Annotated in this window: 13 protein-coding genes and 1 pseudogene; 11 read left to right on the forward strand and 3 right to left on the reverse strand. The window is 44.3% G+C overall.

Annotation, left to right across the window (positions count from 1 at the left end; genetic code table 11):
- Positions 1-137: 137 nt before the first annotated feature.
- Both ABIC22_RS24010 and ABIC22_RS24015 read left to right on the forward strand, forming a co-directional pair.
- Positions 138-2,873 (forward strand): golvesin C-terminal-like domain-containing protein, encoded by a 2,736-nt coding sequence (locus tag ABIC22_RS24010; protein WP_354484342.1) that lies wholly within the window; start codon positions 138-140, stop codon positions 2,871-2,873.
- A gap of 123 nt (positions 2,874-2,996) precedes the next feature.
- Positions 2,997-5,201, forward strand: a complete 2,205-nt coding sequence (locus ABIC22_RS24015) for a golvesin C-terminal-like domain-containing protein (RefSeq protein ID WP_354484343.1) — start codon at positions 2,997-2,999, stop codon at positions 5,199-5,201.
- A 471-nt stretch (positions 5,202-5,672) separates the two neighbouring features.
- On the opposite strand, the gene ABIC22_RS24020 is transcribed toward ABIC22_RS24015, so the two are convergent.
- Positions 5,673-5,990 carry a winged helix-turn-helix transcriptional regulator gene (locus tag ABIC22_RS24020; RefSeq protein ID WP_354484344.1) on the reverse strand — a complete coding sequence of 106 codons (318 nt, stop codon included), beginning with the start codon at positions 5,988-5,990 and terminating at the stop codon, positions 5,673-5,675.
- A 287-nt stretch (positions 5,991-6,277) separates the two neighbouring features.
- Here ABIC22_RS24020 and ABIC22_RS24025 point away from each other — a divergent pair, with 287 nt between their 5' ends.
- From ABIC22_RS24025 to ABIC22_RS24045, 5 genes are all read left to right on the forward strand, one after another.
- A complete protein-coding gene (locus ABIC22_RS24025; protein WP_354484345.1) occupies positions 6,278-7,009 on the forward strand; it encodes an NADPH-dependent F420 reductase in 732 nt (243 codons plus the stop codon).
- A gap of 349 nt (positions 7,010-7,358) precedes the next feature.
- A complete protein-coding gene (locus tag ABIC22_RS24030) occupies positions 7,359-8,102 on the forward strand; it encodes an NADPH-dependent F420 reductase (RefSeq protein ID WP_354484346.1) in 744 nt (247 codons plus the stop codon).
- A 428-nt stretch (positions 8,103-8,530) separates the two neighbouring features.
- Positions 8,531-9,877: an NtaA/DmoA family FMN-dependent monooxygenase gene (locus ABIC22_RS24035; protein WP_354484347.1), complete on the forward strand. Its 1,347-nt coding sequence runs from the start codon at positions 8,531-8,533 to the stop codon at positions 9,875-9,877.
- Between the two features lie 681 nt (positions 9,878-10,558).
- Entirely contained in the window at positions 10,559-11,017 is a 459-nt protein-coding gene (locus tag ABIC22_RS24040) for a helix-turn-helix transcriptional regulator (RefSeq protein WP_354484348.1), read from the forward strand.
- Between the two features lie 45 nt (positions 11,018-11,062).
- Complete coding sequence (locus tag ABIC22_RS24045) at positions 11,063-11,344, forward strand: GyrI-like domain-containing protein (protein WP_354486079.1); 282 nt, start codon at positions 11,063-11,065, stop codon at positions 11,342-11,344.
- Between the two features lie 301 nt (positions 11,345-11,645).
- Here the strand turns inward: ABIC22_RS24045 and ABIC22_RS24050 are convergent, their stop codons facing one another.
- A complete protein-coding gene (locus ABIC22_RS24050; protein WP_127541398.1) occupies positions 11,646-12,278 on the reverse strand; it encodes an FMN-dependent NADH-azoreductase in 633 nt (210 codons plus the stop codon).
- Positions 12,279-12,411: 133 nt separating this feature from the next.
- On the opposite strand from ABIC22_RS24050, the gene ABIC22_RS24055 reads away from it, so the two are divergent.
- Positions 12,412-12,771: a winged helix-turn-helix transcriptional regulator gene (locus tag ABIC22_RS24055; RefSeq protein ID WP_127541401.1), complete on the forward strand. Its 360-nt coding sequence runs from the start codon at positions 12,412-12,414 to the stop codon at positions 12,769-12,771.
- A gap of 169 nt (positions 12,772-12,940) precedes the next feature.
- Positions 12,941-13,108 (forward strand): annotated as a pseudogene (locus ABIC22_RS24060) (glycosyl hydrolase); the annotation flags it as partial.
- Between the two features lie 53 nt (positions 13,109-13,161).
- On the opposite strand, the gene ABIC22_RS24065 reads toward ABIC22_RS24060, so the two are convergent.
- Positions 13,162-14,058 (reverse strand): helix-turn-helix transcriptional regulator, encoded by an 897-nt coding sequence (locus tag ABIC22_RS24065; RefSeq protein ID WP_354484349.1) that lies wholly within the window; start codon positions 14,056-14,058, stop codon positions 13,162-13,164.
- Between the two features lie 269 nt (positions 14,059-14,327).
- On the opposite strand from ABIC22_RS24065, the gene ABIC22_RS24070 reads away from it, so the two are divergent.
- Both ABIC22_RS24070 and ABIC22_RS24075 read left to right on the forward strand, forming a co-directional pair.
- Entirely contained in the window at positions 14,328-15,206 is an 879-nt protein-coding gene (locus ABIC22_RS24070; RefSeq protein WP_246058593.1) for a carbohydrate ABC transporter permease, read from the forward strand.
- Between the two features lie 10 nt (positions 15,207-15,216).
- Complete coding sequence (locus ABIC22_RS24075) at positions 15,217-16,110, forward strand: carbohydrate ABC transporter permease (protein ID WP_354484350.1); 894 nt, start codon at positions 15,217-15,219, stop codon at positions 16,108-16,110.
- The last annotated feature ends 26 nt before the right edge of the window (positions 16,111-16,136 follow it).

Below are 16,136 nucleotides of genomic sequence, written 5' to 3' on the forward strand. Positions count from 1 at the left end.
GATCTAACATGCTAAGATAAAAACGACAGAGCGGGATTAGGCAGAAGGGGAAGGTTAATTGCTTTTTTACGATCATTTGAGCAAAAGGCAATGCATTTATGGAAGCGTTATCATTACGAGGAGAGGCTGTGAGTTGTATGGTCAAAAGGAAGCTGTTTTTCTTCATCGTTTTCATGTTGACGATCGTAGTTCCTTTCAGCCTGATGGGAATAAGGATCGCTTATGCGGAGACCTTACCTTATCAGACGATTATCATCGATGACGGGAGTATCAAGATCAATGATGTTGTGACACCTGATGCGGGTAACGAGAACAATGGATACTCAGCTCCAAATTGGACCACAAGCACAGGAGTGAAGGGGTATGATCTTTCCAGCTCCAAGTATACGAGCACAGCAGGCAGAACGATCACATGGAATCCACGCTTGGAAGCAGGAACGGCAAAAATATCGTTTTATAAGCTGGATTGGGCGGATAAAGCAGATAGTAATGTGAAAATTGAGATTGTTCATAATGGAACGACGGATGTAGTCTTTATGGATCTAAGACCTTCATCTGGTGATCCAGCGGGATGGGTTGATTTGGGAGAGTACTATTTTTCCGGAGCTGGTGAAGAATTCGTTCGATTGACTCGGTCTACCAGTACGACGAACACGATCCTTACGCGTGCTGATGCGGTCAAGTTCGAAGGGAATATTGAGCAAAAAGAGCCACATAAGACGATCATCATTGATGATGGAAGTCTCACGATTGATCATGTCGTCACTGTTGATGCAGGCAACGTCAATAACGGATTCTCCGCTCCTTATTGGAGCACAAGCGCGGGGGTGAAGGGGTACAATAATTCCAGCTCCAAATTTACAGACGCCGTAAATAGAAGCATCACATGGAATCCACGCCTGGAAGCAGGGACGGCGCGAATATCGTTCTATAAGCTGGATTGGGCGGATAAAGCAGATAGTAATGTGAAGATTGAGATTGTTCATAACGGGATTACGGATGTGAAGTTTATGGATCTAAGACCTTCGTCAGGTCCATCGGTTGGATGGGTTGATTTGGGGGAGTATGAGTTCAGTGGTGATGATAGCGAATTTGTCAGGCTGACTCGAACGCAACCTTCTACGGGTACAATTATTACGCGGGCTGATGCAGTCAAGTTCGAGGGGAATATCCGTCAACAAGCACCACCGTTGCCCCCGCTCCGGAGCCGCACATTAACGAATCTCAGTTACACCGAAAAAGGCAGCATCGAAAATGATAACTATAAAGCGACCTTCTATGAGGCAGTATGGGATGGAGGCAAATCCATCGTTCGTGACATGTTCTATAAGAACACAGACACGGGAAACTGGATGCCGATCAATACTGTGGCGGAAAGATTGGAGGAGCAATGGGTTTTATTGGACGGAAATGCGGGCAGCCGAACCAATTATTACGATACGATGAATAAACGCTGGATTACATTTGACGGGATCACTTTTCCCGACAACCACACGGCGGTATTAACGGATTCTTCGCATGAGAGTGATTACGATTTTGAAGTGAACTGGTCCATGACAGGGGATAAACCAGATGTTTCCTTTGCTTTTACACCTCGCCGCGACGGCAACTATGTGATTGGATATCAGTCCTTCACAACAGAGTCCGTATCAGGCATCAATGAAGTGTTAAATGGATTCAGGTCGCATGCCAAAATGGTAGGTACCGTGGAATCCACAAGCTTGAGGGAGCTGAGCGCTCCGATGAGTCTGGTTGAGAAGAATGATGCTTCGGGGAATCCATTGACGTATGGGGTGTTTGTACCTTCGGAAGAGCTACCAGTTGAATTTGAGCCAACGGGTGGCGTTACAAAACAACGGCTGGGCATGAGCCTGGTCAACAACGAAGGCAGCGTGCAGCCCATCCTGTATGCGCCTCAATTAGGGACCTATTCCCAAATGACCGCAGAAAACACCTATCAATTTCATATGGGGTTAATCGCGCAAAAAAGCAATCTGTATGAGTCCTACACGGATATTCTTCGCAATGAGTACGATTATTCGTCATACCGGGAAAATGTGTCAGATCAGTCGCTTACTGACGCGATGTTTAATATGATTGATTTGCTCAAGATTGAGCCGCAAGGAGACGACTCTGTTAATTATGTCCCATCACCCAGCGGGTGGTGGAGCCGTGCCAAGGGTTTTATTGATATCGAAAACGAGGATAGCGTTCGAACAAGCTCGAATGCGGTTCTTTTGGGGGCTTATTATCTCACTGGGGATGACCAGCTATACGATACGAGAGCACTGCCGTCCGTCCAGTATGGCGTATCGCGAAATGGTATCGGTTGGTCGCCAACGCAGAAGAAAGTATACGGTGTGCCTTCCTTATGGAAAATGGCTACTCTGCCATTCGATGTTTCAAGCGTAGCCGCTGTCAATCAGATGATGGGCACTTCGGCAGGCATTGGGGCGCTGGCACAGGAAGAATACCTCGTGCGTGACCCGGAACAGAAAGACCGGGGTCCTGTCGTTCAGCCCCTGATGATGTATCGGATGACGGGAGATGCGCAGTATTTACAAGCTGCGAAGGATGCAGCTGACAACTATATCACGCAGCATATCGATACACCCGCATCTGTCGATGTGAGTAAAAATGAGTTCATTTATTATTATAGCAAGCTGTGGATGGAGATCTTGGAGCTTTACGAAGAAACGCAGGATCCCAAATACTTGAATGCTGCCTATAAGGAAGCCAAACGGTATGCAACCATGTTCGTTGCTCGCCCGGTTCCTGAAGGAAACGTTACGATTCCGCAGCCGGAGACGTATAATTACGCGGAGTCGTTCCATTGGCCAGAAAGCGGTAAATTTCAATATCCTAGGCTTTAGCTTCCAGAAGATATAGCCGGAGGCGTTCAAGCGGATCGTTGGCTTGTTTCACCGAGCGGATTGACATTTGAAGCGGGAAGTACAACAGGTTATTATCGGATGAATGCTCAGGAAGCTCCATTCATGCTGAGATTGTCGCTCTATACAGGGGATAAGCTGCTGCAAGATATTGCTCATAATGCGGTAATTGGACGATATTCCAGTTATCCAGGTTATTACTATAAAGGCTTCGCCGTTAGCCAACTCGAACCGGATTTTCCTCTGGAAGGCCCAAGCGGGGCTACATCCATTTATTATCACCATATCCCGGGGCAGCTTGGACAAACGATGGATTATTTAATTAGCGAACAATCATTGAAATCAAACGGGAGCATTACGTTTCCTTCTGTATTTGAAACGAATTTTTTATGGTTCAAATATCACCTCTATGGGAATAAACCAGGGCAATTTTATGGTAATTCTGATGTTTGGCTTTGGATGCCCAAGGGGATTATTAAGACCAACCATCCTCAATTGAATTGGATAACGGGTGAGAGCGGCGATAAATTCTACATTGGGTTAAGCAACGCATCTTCAGAAGAAGTTCAGACTCCAATTGAATTAAATGAACATATCATTGGATTCAACCCGGCACAGGATTATACCGTAACGATCATCCGCGACAATGGTACACCAGAGCAAACGGTTATGAGTGGCGGAATCATTCAAGCCACGGTTTCAGGCAAGGGCATCACCGCGATCATTGTAGAAGGACTTGACATTGATGTACCGCTGCATCAGGTCAGAACTGCTGATACCTCGGATGCAAGCTATTTCTTCGATACCCACAGTCCAATTGATGCGGTTAAAGGCATGCTGATCGTTAAGCCCGACGAAACGGTTTATGATGCTTATGTGCAGGCCAAAACGACGAAACCAGCGACGATCCATTATTCCTTGGATGGCGGGGCTACGTATACGACGATTCCAGATACGATATACCCGATGGAATGGTCGATACGGGTGAACGATTTATCCCAAACCTTCACGTATTACTTAGAATCAGAGGGGAAACAGACCCGCAAGCGGACACTCTATCTACCGGATCAGGTAACCGAAACGCCAGTCCAACCCGATGGGCAGGAAAGTTCCTCTATCATAGTGGATAATACGGAAGCGGAGACAGAAGGCGTTTGGATAAGGGATACGACGGCTAACGATTATTATTATGATAACTATGTGTATGCCAAATCTACGGCTGGCACAGCGACAAGCAAAATGAGATGGCGGCCTGACCTGCCAGAAAGTGTCACTTACAGTGTGTATTACAAGATTCCGCAAATTACTGCAACGAGTGAAAATTGGGCAACAAATGCCTCGTTTACCGTTTATTATAGCGGAGGCTCCGAGACGGTTACTGTTGATGAGACCATGGCGAATGGTACTTGGGTGCACCTGGGGGATTATCCTTTTGCTGCAGGCGATAGCGGATACGTGGAACTAACGAATAAGGCCAACAAATCCAGAGTCGTAGCCGATGCAATCATGTGGGTGGACCCAAACAGGGTGCCGCAATTGGAGTCTGCGGTGATCCTCTCCGATCGCAGCGAGATACAGATGACTCAAAACGCACAACTAAGCGTGATCGGCTATTTGGATAACGGTTTGGTCGGTGATCTTACACAGGCCGATGTGCAGTATTTCGTTGATCGTACGGATCTGGCTGAAGTGAATAGCAGTGGGTTGTTGACCCTTCTCAATCTCGATGGAGACACGGATCACATTGAGGTATGGGCTACTGTCACGATTGACGGAGTGACCTTAACCACAGCGCCTTTGAATATCACGATCAGGGACCTAACGGTTATCGTGGACAGTACAGATACAACTGGGTTATACACGACAGAAGGGTCTTGGAGCCAAAGCAATTTAGCCGGATACAAAATTGGGGTTAAATCCCGCTATTCAACCGTTCAAGGATCATCAGCCACGTGGAAAGGCCAGTTCCCAGAAGGGAAATATACGGTCTCGATCTACAAACTGGTCCATACGACGGGAAACGATAATAATGTCAAAGTGGAAGTGAAGCATAAAACGGGTACCGAGATCACCTATTTGGATGCAACGGTCGGCTCATCGGGTTGGGTTAATCTGGGGACGTACGACTTTACGGGTAACGGTAGCGAGTATGTCCGGTTAACCAGAATTACGCCTACAACTGTAGACCCGCCAACGCTTCCTGCCGATATGATCTATACGAGGGTTGACGCTGTTATGTTCGAACGGCATTCTGATGACTCGGAGCTGCTTGCAAATGAGGTGCAAGGTGAACCGGCACTTTCCGAATGACCTGGCATTTATCAATATCGCGTTGAGTATATGAATGGAAGTGGAACAACGGTAAGTGATGTTCTACAAATTATTGTAAAATAACCCTAAGAGCTGAGTGGATGAGAACGATCCATTCGGCTTTTTTTAAAAATAAATATAAATGTTGTTGGGTGTCGGGGGACAAGAACATATTCCCATTGTAGTCGCTATTATAGCGACTTTTTTATTTTATCGCCGGAATGGACAAGAACATAGTCCTATTGCCGATTAGTCGTATATCTAATCGTTATTTGCCGTTAATTCATTAAGCTAACGGGCAGGTTAGTTTAATAAATTTAGAAATGCCCATAACTTCTACTACTTACAAACGAGATAATAAGTAAATATTGTTCTGGAACACCTCTTTTAAACTGTTCTTTAAGTCATGAAATTAAAAACAGCCGGTTGTTTGAACAATCTTTTCTTCTCATAATAAAAGATTGACTCTTATTATAAATTGGAATCTCCCCATTCAGACATACTTTTAAGGATTGGCAAAAACCGCTGACCAAGATTTGTTAAGGTATATTCCACTCTGGGTGGAACCTCTTTATAAACTTCGCGATGTAATAGTCCATCATTTTCTAATTCTCTGAGTTGCTTCGTTAGCATCGATTGTGTAATATCCGGTAAAGCTCGTTTAATGTCCCCAAATCTTCTTGTTTCTTCGGAAATATACCATAATAGCGATAATTTCCACTTCCCACCAACTATTCTTTGTACTTTGTTTATTCCACAATCATACGAATGCTTCTTGCTGTGGTCCATTTGTTTTCCTCCTTTTGCTCCTAAAAGTGTGTGAAAAACCTCATTAGTATCATTTTTAGTAGTATGTTCTAAAAAAAAACGTACTTGTTTTAAATAAGGTACTCTAATAAGATTTCAATAGCAAGTCTAGTCTAACAAGAGAAATTACTACGTTCAATTAGCGGAGAGAATTCATTGCTAAGACTCCAATGTTCTCTATGAGTCCTATGTTACTAGTTCTTGTACTCAAATTACTCAAACCGGGAAAAAGTATTATTTAGAACATAGATTATTTAGGAGGAATGAAAATGAAATTTGGAATTATAGGTGCAGGACAAATTGGGTCAACGATTTCTAAAAAATTAGTTGAGAATGGGCATGAGGTCAAAATTGCAGATGCTCGTGGGATTGAGCGTTTGGAAGGAAAAGAACTTACAGGAACGCCTGTGAGTGTAGAAGATATAATTGAAAATATTGATGTTCTTATCATTTCTATACCTTTTCCTGCATTGCCTAGCATTCGTAATGTTATAGATAAAGTTGGAGACGAAGTGGTCGTTGTAGACACTTCAAATTATGCTCCTTTTATTAGAGACAATAAAATCGAAGAAATAGAGGACGGGATGGTTGAAAGTGTATGGGTTTCAAATCAGTTAGGTAGACCAATAATTAAAGCATTTAACAACTTATTAACCGAGACTTTAGATAAGAAAGGAAAACCAGAAGGCAATCAAGGTCGTATAGCTATGGCAATTGCTGGGGATAGTCAATCACAAAAGCAAACAATCCAGAAGATCGTTAACGAAATGGGATTTGATACAGTAGATAGTGGTTCTTTAAGTGATTCGTGGAGACACCAGCCAGGAACTCCTGCATATTGCACTGAACTAACAAAAGAGGAACTAACCAATGCATTAAAATATGCAAATAAAGAAAAAGCCCCATTCCTACGGAATAAGGTGTTAGAGAAGTTATCAGCTCTTGCTGGTTATTCAGATAAAGATGTTGTTAATATAAGTAGAGAAATTTATAATTCATAAGTTATATGAACCGTTCTTGAACTGATCTGTTGGATGTTCAACTAACGGGGAAGAGGCTAACTAAATAAGAGCAATCAATGTAGTAACGTTGACAACTAAAAATAAACTTAGATATTTAGTTAGTCTGCTAAGTGTTCTTTGACTAGAGGAGTTTTAACTATGAGAGTTAGTGTTTATTTTGATATTTGTATGTCCTTGGGTAAATTCCTCCTTAATACGTCAGGATCATAGTGAGAGTCTCAAAGATCTCCAACTAACTGAAGCTGGGAGGCAAGACCTTCGCTTCACACTCGAAGCGCTGGCCAATCCCTTTATTGAATGGTCTTCTTATTGAAAGGAGCAAACAACAATGAAGAAAATAGGTATTCTTGGAGCAGGAACTATCGGCACCACACTTGCCCGCAAGCTCGCTGCTGCTGGTCACGACGTGAAAGTGGCAAATTCACGCGGCCCTGAAACAATCGCAACCGAGGTGCTGGAAACTGGCGCGAGCGCCGCTACGGCGGAGGATGCGGTAAGCAATGTGGACGTTGTGATCCTTTCCATGCCTCATACCGGATTCGAGAAGGTGAGGCACCTGGTGGCGGCATTACCTCAGCAGACGGTGGTAATCGACACCTCTAACTATTTCCCGCAACGTGGCCTGAACCCGGCGATTGAGGCGGGTCAGGTTGAGAGTGAGTGGGTCCAGGATTACTTCGGACGACCAATCGTTAAGGCATGGAACGCAATCGGAGCGCTTCCCTTCGCCGAGAATGGGCAGGTCAAGGGGCAACCAAACCGGGTTGCTCTTCCTATTGCAGGCGATCGTGCCAGTGACCGTAAAGTCGCCATTGCTTTGATGGATGACACCGGCTTCGATGGTTATGACGCTGGCACGCTCGCAAACTCCTGGCGTCAACAACCCGGTTCGCCGGTCTATTGCACTAACCTGAGCTATGACGAGATCGGGCCGGCGCTGGCAGCAGCCGAACGGGAACGGCTTCCCAAGCGTCGCGACTTGTCGGTAGCCATCTTTGCGGAGCGGTTCGGGCCAGGAATGAATCCCGACGCGGAGACGATTATCAGGATCAGCCGCGCCCTGCAAATGTAAAGGTTAGTTTTGTAATTCTTGGAACGGGATTTTATGGGTGGTTTCTTGCTCGTAAGCTCGCCGCAGCAGGCTTTTGTCTAAGGAACCAAGTTTTTTCCGAGTTTATGACAAGAACATTGTATAGATAGGCAGACAAATTTGATGAATTTTGCAATCGTCATTCCGGTCCTTCTGTTAACTGAGATTTGGCACCCTCATTCAATTTTTGATTCTACAGGAAGACATGTTTTCACTTCAGTGACAGGGCGATGTATAGAATGGCTACTAAACAATACTACAGCTATGTCTGTTTTACTAAGATGACATTCTAGTTAGAAAGAAGGCTTATTAATGAATAATATAAAAAAATTAAAACTGGGCGCTCTTATTGAAGGGGTTGGCTTCAACTATATGGGGATGCCCTCGACACAGACGCAAGTACGCCGGAAATGAAAAACAAGCACATGATTCTGGGCGTGGGCCTGGGGAACAACTTTGGTAATCACCCCGCCACATGGCGGATGCCGCACGTGGACCCCGGGTCCTACACGAACATAGATGTCACGGTGGAGCAGGCACGGACTGCGGAACGAGGTGGACTGCAGTTCGTCTTCGTGGCCGACCGACTCTTCATGTTTGGAGACCTGGCCACGTCACCGCCCCTGATGAACATAGACCCGATCATCACCCTCTCGGCGTTGGCCCAGGCGACCGAACGAATCGGACTGATCGGCACGGCGTCCACCTCCTTCACCGAGCCATATCTGCTGGCCCGTCAGCTCAAGGCTCTCGACGTCATCAGCCACGGCCGGGCCGGATGGAACGCCGTCCCGAGCTACGAACCCGATGCTTTCGCGAACTTCGGCGAGGTTCTACCGCCCCGGGAGAACAAGTACGAGCGTCTCCACGAAGTGATGCAGGTCGTTCACGCGCTCTGGGGAAGCTGGGGGTACGAGGCGGGCCAGCCCGACCAAGCCGGCATGTTCGCCGACCCGTCCTATATCCGACCGGTCAACCTGCAAGGTAGGCACGTTGGAGCACGCGGCCCCCTTCCTGTCCCACCGTCCGAGCAGGGCCAGCCGGTCATCATCATGCCCGCCAGCAGCGGCTACGGCCTACAAGCGGCCGGAATGTACGCCAACGTCGTCATCGGAATGTCGTTCAACATCGAGGAAAGCCGAGCACAGCGCCACACCGTGCGACAGGCCGCAGCACAGGCAGGCAGGGACCCCGAGGAAATCAAGTTCATCGCATTCGCCGGCTTCACTATCGGCGACACCGAAAGCCAAGCCCTGAACGCACGTCGCGCGCTCGATGACCGGATAGACATCCGCGGGCCGCTGTCACGCCTGAGCGCCTACCTCGGCCTGCAACAGGAACTCACCCTGCCCGACGAGCCCCTCACCACGGCGCAGCTCGCCTCCGTCCGGGCGCATCCCCAGGACGACCGGTCCGCACGCGCAGTCGAGCTGGCCAAAGCAGGATGGTCGCCCCGCGACATCCTCGCCCACGCCGTGTTCGATCCCATCCCCTCCGTGGTCGGCACCGCCGAGCAGGCCGCCGACCACCTCCAGGAGTGGTTCGAAGCCGAGGCAGCGGACGGCTTCATGATCACCTTCGACGACTTCCACACCGGGATCGCCGACTTCGTCAATCGAGTCGTCCCGGTCCTGCGCGAACGCGGCCTCTTCCATGACGGTTACGAGGGAAAGACCCTCCGCGATCACCTGGGACTGCCACCGCAGTACGGACTTGACCCTCGCATCGCAACCGGCTCGACAGGAGCAAACCGTTGAAGATAAAAAGATCATCCTCGGTATGGCGCTAATTGACGGGTATGGGGTGCTGAAAAACACCTAGCGCGCCCCGCAGGTCGACTCGAGCAACTCACGCGAATTTCGAGGCGAATATCCGCTACGCACAGTGGTCGAGCTCGGCAGGTTCTCTTTCCTCTACACCCAGTTATAGATTTTGGCTTCAATGAGATGAGCTTAAATATAATTGAGGCTACTGTAGAGCAAGAAAATGATAAATCAATAAACTAACTTCGAAAATGTTGGAAATTAAGCTAACGTGAAACGATAGCGTTAAAACAAAGAAAGCAGCTGATCAAAATGATCGGCTGCTTTTGTTCAACTAATGGGCAGGTTAGTTTAGGAATAGTCCAAGAATAGTCTCCCACCACAGTTGTTTTTCTTAAGCAAATGGGCAGAACTCTTTCAATATGTGTTAATATAAATCAAAATATCAAAGGGTTGAACATGCTGAAGCATTACATACAAAATTTCTCGTTTTGTACTTGACTTTCTAGACAAAATGGAGCACTTCTAAACAAGAAGATATTCAACGGTTCTTTTACACTGTAGGAGAAAGGAGATGCGGATCTTGGAAATACTTAAGTTGCTTCGTCGATCCATTGATTATGTGGAACAACATTTGCACTGCCGATTGAGATTGAGGACATTGCTAGGTCGGCAATGAGTTCAAAATATCATTTTCAGCGCATGTTTCATGCAGTAACCGGTGTGACTGTAACTCAGTACGTGAGGAATAGGCGGCTTACGCTTGCGGCGCAGGAGTTAGCGGGAACGGATTGTAAAGTCATTGATGTCGCGCTTAAGTACGGTTACGACAGTCCGGCGGCTTTTACAAAAGCTTTTCAACGGATACATGGGGTTACACCTCTTACGGCTAAGAAAATGAATGTAAAACTTAAAGCATTTCCTCGAATCTCCTTTCAAATTCAGATTAAAGGGGAAACCGAGATGAATTATCGAATCGTGGAGGAAATGGAATCAACAGTTTTTGGTAAGACGGTTACTATACAAATGGATGCCTACAAGGAGATACCCGTGTTTGTGGAGGAAATTTGGAAGAATGGCATTCATGATCAGATTAACGATTTGCCAGAAAGACCAGCGGGATCACTGCTGTAGGGTTATCATTTTGATTTTGATGAGGATGGTACAAAACGCTATTTGATGGGAGCAGAACTACCGAATGGAAAACAGATTCCGGATGAATTTACTGTCCTTCATGTTCCGGGTCAAACTTATGCGGTATTCGACAGTAGGGAGACGGTTCGGGACGATGTTGAAATCGGACTGGGTATTCTGAACATCTGGAAACGTATCTATTCCGAGTGGTTTCCCTCGACGAATTTTGAACAATTAGAAGGACCATGTATAGAGAAATACTACTGGATTGATGATACGCACCAAGATTCAATCTGTGAGGTATGGATTCGAGTTAGTAAGAAGTAGAGATGGTTTCACTGCAGTTTTGGTCACCATTAGGTGGCCATTTTTTTCATGAACTAAAGGACTTTGATGAACGATAATAGTAAACTAATTATTACTTAGCTCCAATCATCTCTCATTAAGCTAACGGGAAACGAAGCTGATCTTTTGATCAGCTGCTTTAATTCAACTAACGGGAAAGGTTAGTTGAATAAAAACAAGAAAGCAGCCGATTTATGTTGAACTGTACCTCCAATTGCCAGATGATATCTAACTATTGGGGTGCAGTTCATGTGATTGGCTGCTTTTGTTTATTAACGTGAGATCAGAAACGTTTGGCAACTTCCTTTGCTTTTGCAATTGCTTTTTCCTTAATAATTGGTGCTTGCTCTAATGATGCCGTTCCCTCCACAAAAATTGCCTCAATAGATTGAATTCCATAGAAATGTAATATCTTTTTTAGATAGCTGTATCCCATTTCAATCGGAGCAAGCGGACCTTCCGAATAAATGGATCCGGAAGCTTGAATGTGTAATGCTTTTTTGCCGGACAACAGACCCACAGGGCCATTCTTCGTATATTTGAAAGTCTTACCTGGAATTGAAGTCGAATCCGTGTATGCTTTCAGAACAGGTGGGATCGAGAAATTCCACATAGGTGAGACGTACACATACTTATCGGCAGCCACGAATTGGTCAATAATCGCTTCATGACGAGCTACTTTTGATTTCTCAGCATCCGTCAATTGATCGAAAGAAGAACCTAATCGAATCTTTTCCCAACCGTGTAAGACATCAGCATCGATTTCCGGAATGTTCTCTTGGTATAGATCTAAATAAACAACTTCATCTGATGGGTTTGCCTCACGGTATGCTTCAATAAATTCGTTCCCAACTGCGAGGCTATAAGATGACTGAGCATCAAGAGGATGTGCGGTGATGTATAATACGGTTGACATGATTTAAAACTTCCTTTCTGTAATTGAATTAAATACACTTTCTGGATTAATCATATCGCATATATACTATTTGTGAAGTACGCACAATCATGTGGTATAGTATTAAAAAAGGTACTGTAACGGAGGAGAACACATGCAAAAGAACCCTATCCAATGCCAATTCGTTGTTGCGCTGGATTCAATTGTCGGCAAATGGAAGCCGATGATTCTTTATCATTTGTTTCAAGGTGAACCTTTGAGGTTCAATGAATTAAAAAGATTGCTGCCTGATATCACGCAAAGGATGCTTACGCTCCATCTGCGCGAGTTGGAGGAGGAAGAGATCGTGAAGCGAGTTGTTTATCCTCAAGTCCCTCCCAAAGTGGAGTACTCCATCACGGAATACGGCATGAGCCTTTCTCCGATTTTGGAAACTTTACATCAATGGGGGAAGGCCCATGTGGAGAGAAAACAGCTCAAAAAAGCGGAAAATGAAGATACAGAATCGGAATAGCATTCATTTTGTCATTATTCTTTAATAGACGTTGAAGTCGCTAATGCAGCGGCTTTTTTATTTTATTGGTACAAGTTCTTGTCTCGGGTCAAGGAAAGAACTTGTACTGACTCCGAAATGGGCAAAAGCATAGTTCGATTAACGTTTAGTCACTAAGCTAACTTGGTATGATTCGGGAATTGTTAACATGAACTCTTCCAATGCAACAACGCTGACATTGAATCTCTCTGGTGTTGCGAACTTGCACGATGTGAAGGAAGTCGGTGATCAGTTCAACTCACCTGTAAACTCTAGCGGTACAACATCGATCTATCTTGATAGTGTAGTCGTTCAATAAATTAAAGTCAGGAAGCCCCTATTAGAACGGCGGGCTTCCTTTTTTTGATATTCCTAAGGTTGGAGTTCAAGTGGAGTCAAGTACATATGCGTATTGATTTCCTGTCTCCTGAAGGCTCCCGGAGTCAGACCAGTCCATTTGTAAAATTGCCTGATAAAGCTTTGCACGTTGCCAAAACCGATTCGATATGCAATTTGTTCAATTGTTTCTTCAGTATTTATTAGCAACTGCATGGCCTCTTGCTGCCGCAAAATAGTTAGATATTCCCTAGGAGACATGCCATAATGCTCTTTGAATACCCGGCTACAGTGTCTTCTGCTTCGTCCTAGCTTAGCAGAGATATTTTCAAACCAATTGATGTTCAGATCAGCCTCAGTATCCATCCCTAACACAACTAGTTCATCTATCTTTCTGGCGATTTCGTAAGACAATTCTGTTCCCAAAGAGAGCATGGAAGCTTTTTCATCACAGTAATTCTCAATGTGAAGTGAAATGTCCAGTATAGTTTGGAAAATGGATATATTAGAGGCATTTTTTTTAAGCTTGTTCATTAAGTCATAAACCAACGGTTTTATCAGATCCGTTAAATCTGAATTTCCTTGCTGAATGAACAGAGGAGCAATATTAGCGATTTTCTGCAAAAAATCGACATCGATTACTTTAATATGAGCAACAAAAAATTTGGTGAATTGAGTTTTCTCCGTTTTATACTGGTGAACGGTCATTGGCGGAATCAACAAGAGTTCTCCTGTATGCTGTTCATATGAGAAGTCATTAAACATCACGATCTGTGAGCCGGCTAGCACAATATTTACCTCAAACATCATATGATGCAAATGTCTCTGACATATCGTTCTTGCATTATTAAATCCCGACTCGTGAGCACCATGTAAGTAGATTTCCATACGTTTATTCTCAAATAAAAGGTGTTGAAATTCCGCTTTCTCCATCTTCGATCCCTCCCCATTTAAAGTTCTACAGTGATAAAAAAGAAAAAACTATGTCCCATTTGGTTCATTAATAACGCTTTTGAAGTCCTTGTTGGTTATCCATTAATTCATTACATAGCTTTATAATCAATTTAATTCTTATGTTCATTTCATTAGGGAAGGGGGCAATAGCAATAGACATTTTATATTATAGTTGCTCTATCTCACATATGAAAGCGTTCTATTTTAATTAGCTCTATATTAATACCCAATCGAGGAGTGGATAAGAATTGAGAAGTATTACGAACAGTAGAACCAAACATTTCTATCTGTTTATTTCACCATGGTTGTTTGGTTTCTTAGCCCTTACTGCCGGCCCAATGATTTACTCCTTGTATATGTCCTTCACAGATTGGAAGTTATTTGGGGGTTCCAACTGGATTGGATTGGATAATTATCGCTTGGTGACTCAGGATTTTATTTTTTGGAAGTCTCTATGGAATACGTTCTACTACACATTTGTTGGAGTGCCTCTGGGATTGGTGGTGGGATATCTGCTTGCTGTTCTGCTAAACACCAAAGTGAAATTTATGGGCACATTTCGTACGTTGTTCTATTTGCCTTCTCTTGTTCCTGCAGTAGCCAACTCGTTATTATGGTTGCTCATTTTCCAGCCGGAGTTCGGACTTGCAAATACGATGTTATCTTCAATAGGTTTGCCAACATCAGACTGGATCGCGAGTGAAACGATGGTAAAACCAGCGTTGATTATTATGAGTCTATGGGGAGCAGGGGGAGGGATGGTTATATATCTAGCCGGTTTGCAGGGTGTTCCTCAATCTTTATACGAAGCCGCAGAAATGGACGGCGCTGGTCGATTCAATAGGTTTATCCATATCACAGTCCCCATGACGTCTCATGTTATTTTCTTTAATCTAATCATGGGAATGATAGGTTCGTTCCAAATTTTTACGCAATCATATGTCATGAGTAATGGTGGTCCTAATTACGCCTCACTTTTTATGGTTCAGTATTTATATCAAAATGCTTTTGACTATTTCAATATGGGGTATGCTTCGGCTATAGCTTGGGTATTGTTTGTTATCATTCTCATCTTCACGGTTGTTCAGTTCAAAGTCTTTGGCAAGCGCGTCTACTATGAAGATTAAGGAGGGCACAATGGCTAAAACAGTTCTAAATACAAGTGTATCTGAACAGAGTCTTCAAAGTATTCAAGCATCTAAAAAAGAATCTAAACTTTTGGATCGCATTGTATCGTATATACTTCTTGTGTTCATGTCTATTTTGTTCCTTTTACCTTTTATATGGCTAATTGGGACATCATTGAAACCAGAGGCAGAAGCTATTAGTTATCCGCCTTCACTTATTCCTAAAGAAGTGGACTGGAAGAACTATGCGGAAGTCTTTGAACTTGTACCCTTCCTGAAATTCTATCAGAACACCATTATAGTTACGTTGACTTCTGTTGTGGGTACGGTGTTTTCTAGCGCGCTGGTTGGATATGGCTTTGCACGTATTAACGGGAAGGGAAGAAATTTCTGGTTCATGATGTTACTCGCAACGATGATGCTCCCCTCCCAAGTTACCATGATTCCGGTCTACTTAATTTTCGCAAAACTTGGCTGGATAAACACCTTCTTACCTTTAATTGTTCCTTCTTTTTTTGGGAGCGCGTATTTCATATTTTTACTTCGTCAATTTTTCAGAACAATACCCAAAGAACTTGATGAAGCAGCCATTATAGATGGATGCGGGCCTTTCCGCATTTTCTGGAATATCATGCTGCCACTTATCGTTCCATCTCTATTAACAGTCGCTATTTTAAGTTTTATGGGGAGTTGGAATGATTTCTTTGGTCCATTGATCTATCTGAATGATACGAGCAAGTTCACGTTATCTCTTGGGATTCAGACCTTCAAGGGACAAAATACAATGTTGTGGGGACCTATGATGGCAGCTAGTACGATGGTTATCACACCGCTTGTTGTATTGTTCTTTTTTGCTCAAAAGTATTTTGTACAAGGGATAGCCACTTCAGGATTAAAGGGCTAATGTTCTCCGTAATGATACCAAAAGGG

It is taken from the genome of Paenibacillus sp. PvP094, from assembly GCF_040546835.1.
GTDB classification, from domain to species: Bacteria; Bacillota; Bacilli; order Paenibacillales; family Paenibacillaceae; genus Paenibacillus; species Paenibacillus illinoisensis.

What these genes read in the sequence shown, in the direction of transcription:
- ABIC22_RS24010 (WP_354484342.1), top strand. Translation starts at nt 138, where the DNA reads ATGGTCAAAAGGAAGCTGTTTTTCTTCATCGTTTTCATGTTGACGATC.
- ABIC22_RS24015 (WP_354484343.1), top strand. Translation starts at nt 2,997, where the DNA reads ATGCTGAGATTGTCGCTCTATACAGGGGATAAGCTGCTGCAAGATATT.
- ABIC22_RS24020 (WP_354484344.1), bottom strand. Translation starts at nt 5,990, where the DNA reads ATGGACCACAGCAAGAAGCATTCGTATGATTGTGGAATAAACAAAGTA.
- ABIC22_RS24025 (WP_354484345.1), top strand. Translation starts at nt 6,278, where the DNA reads ATGAAATTTGGAATTATAGGTGCAGGACAAATTGGGTCAACGATTTCT.
- ABIC22_RS24030 (WP_354484346.1), top strand. Translation starts at nt 7,359, where the DNA reads ATGAAGAAAATAGGTATTCTTGGAGCAGGAACTATCGGCACCACACTT.
- ABIC22_RS24035 (WP_354484347.1), top strand. Translation starts at nt 8,531, where the DNA reads ATGAAAAACAAGCACATGATTCTGGGCGTGGGCCTGGGGAACAACTTT.
- ABIC22_RS24040 (WP_354484348.1), top strand. Translation starts at nt 10,559, where the DNA reads ATGAGTTCAAAATATCATTTTCAGCGCATGTTTCATGCAGTAACCGGT.
- ABIC22_RS24045 (WP_354486079.1), top strand. Translation starts at nt 11,063, where the DNA reads ATGGGAGCAGAACTACCGAATGGAAAACAGATTCCGGATGAATTTACT.
- ABIC22_RS24050 (WP_127541398.1), bottom strand. Translation starts at nt 12,278, where the DNA reads ATGTCAACCGTATTATACATCACCGCACATCCTCTTGATGCTCAGTCA.
- ABIC22_RS24055 (WP_127541401.1), top strand. Translation starts at nt 12,412, where the DNA reads ATGCAAAAGAACCCTATCCAATGCCAATTCGTTGTTGCGCTGGATTCA.
- ABIC22_RS24065 (WP_354484349.1), bottom strand. Translation starts at nt 14,058, where the DNA reads ATGGAGAAAGCGGAATTTCAACACCTTTTATTTGAGAATAAACGTATG.
- ABIC22_RS24075 (WP_354484350.1), top strand. Translation starts at nt 15,217, where the DNA reads ATGGCTAAAACAGTTCTAAATACAAGTGTATCTGAACAGAGTCTTCAA.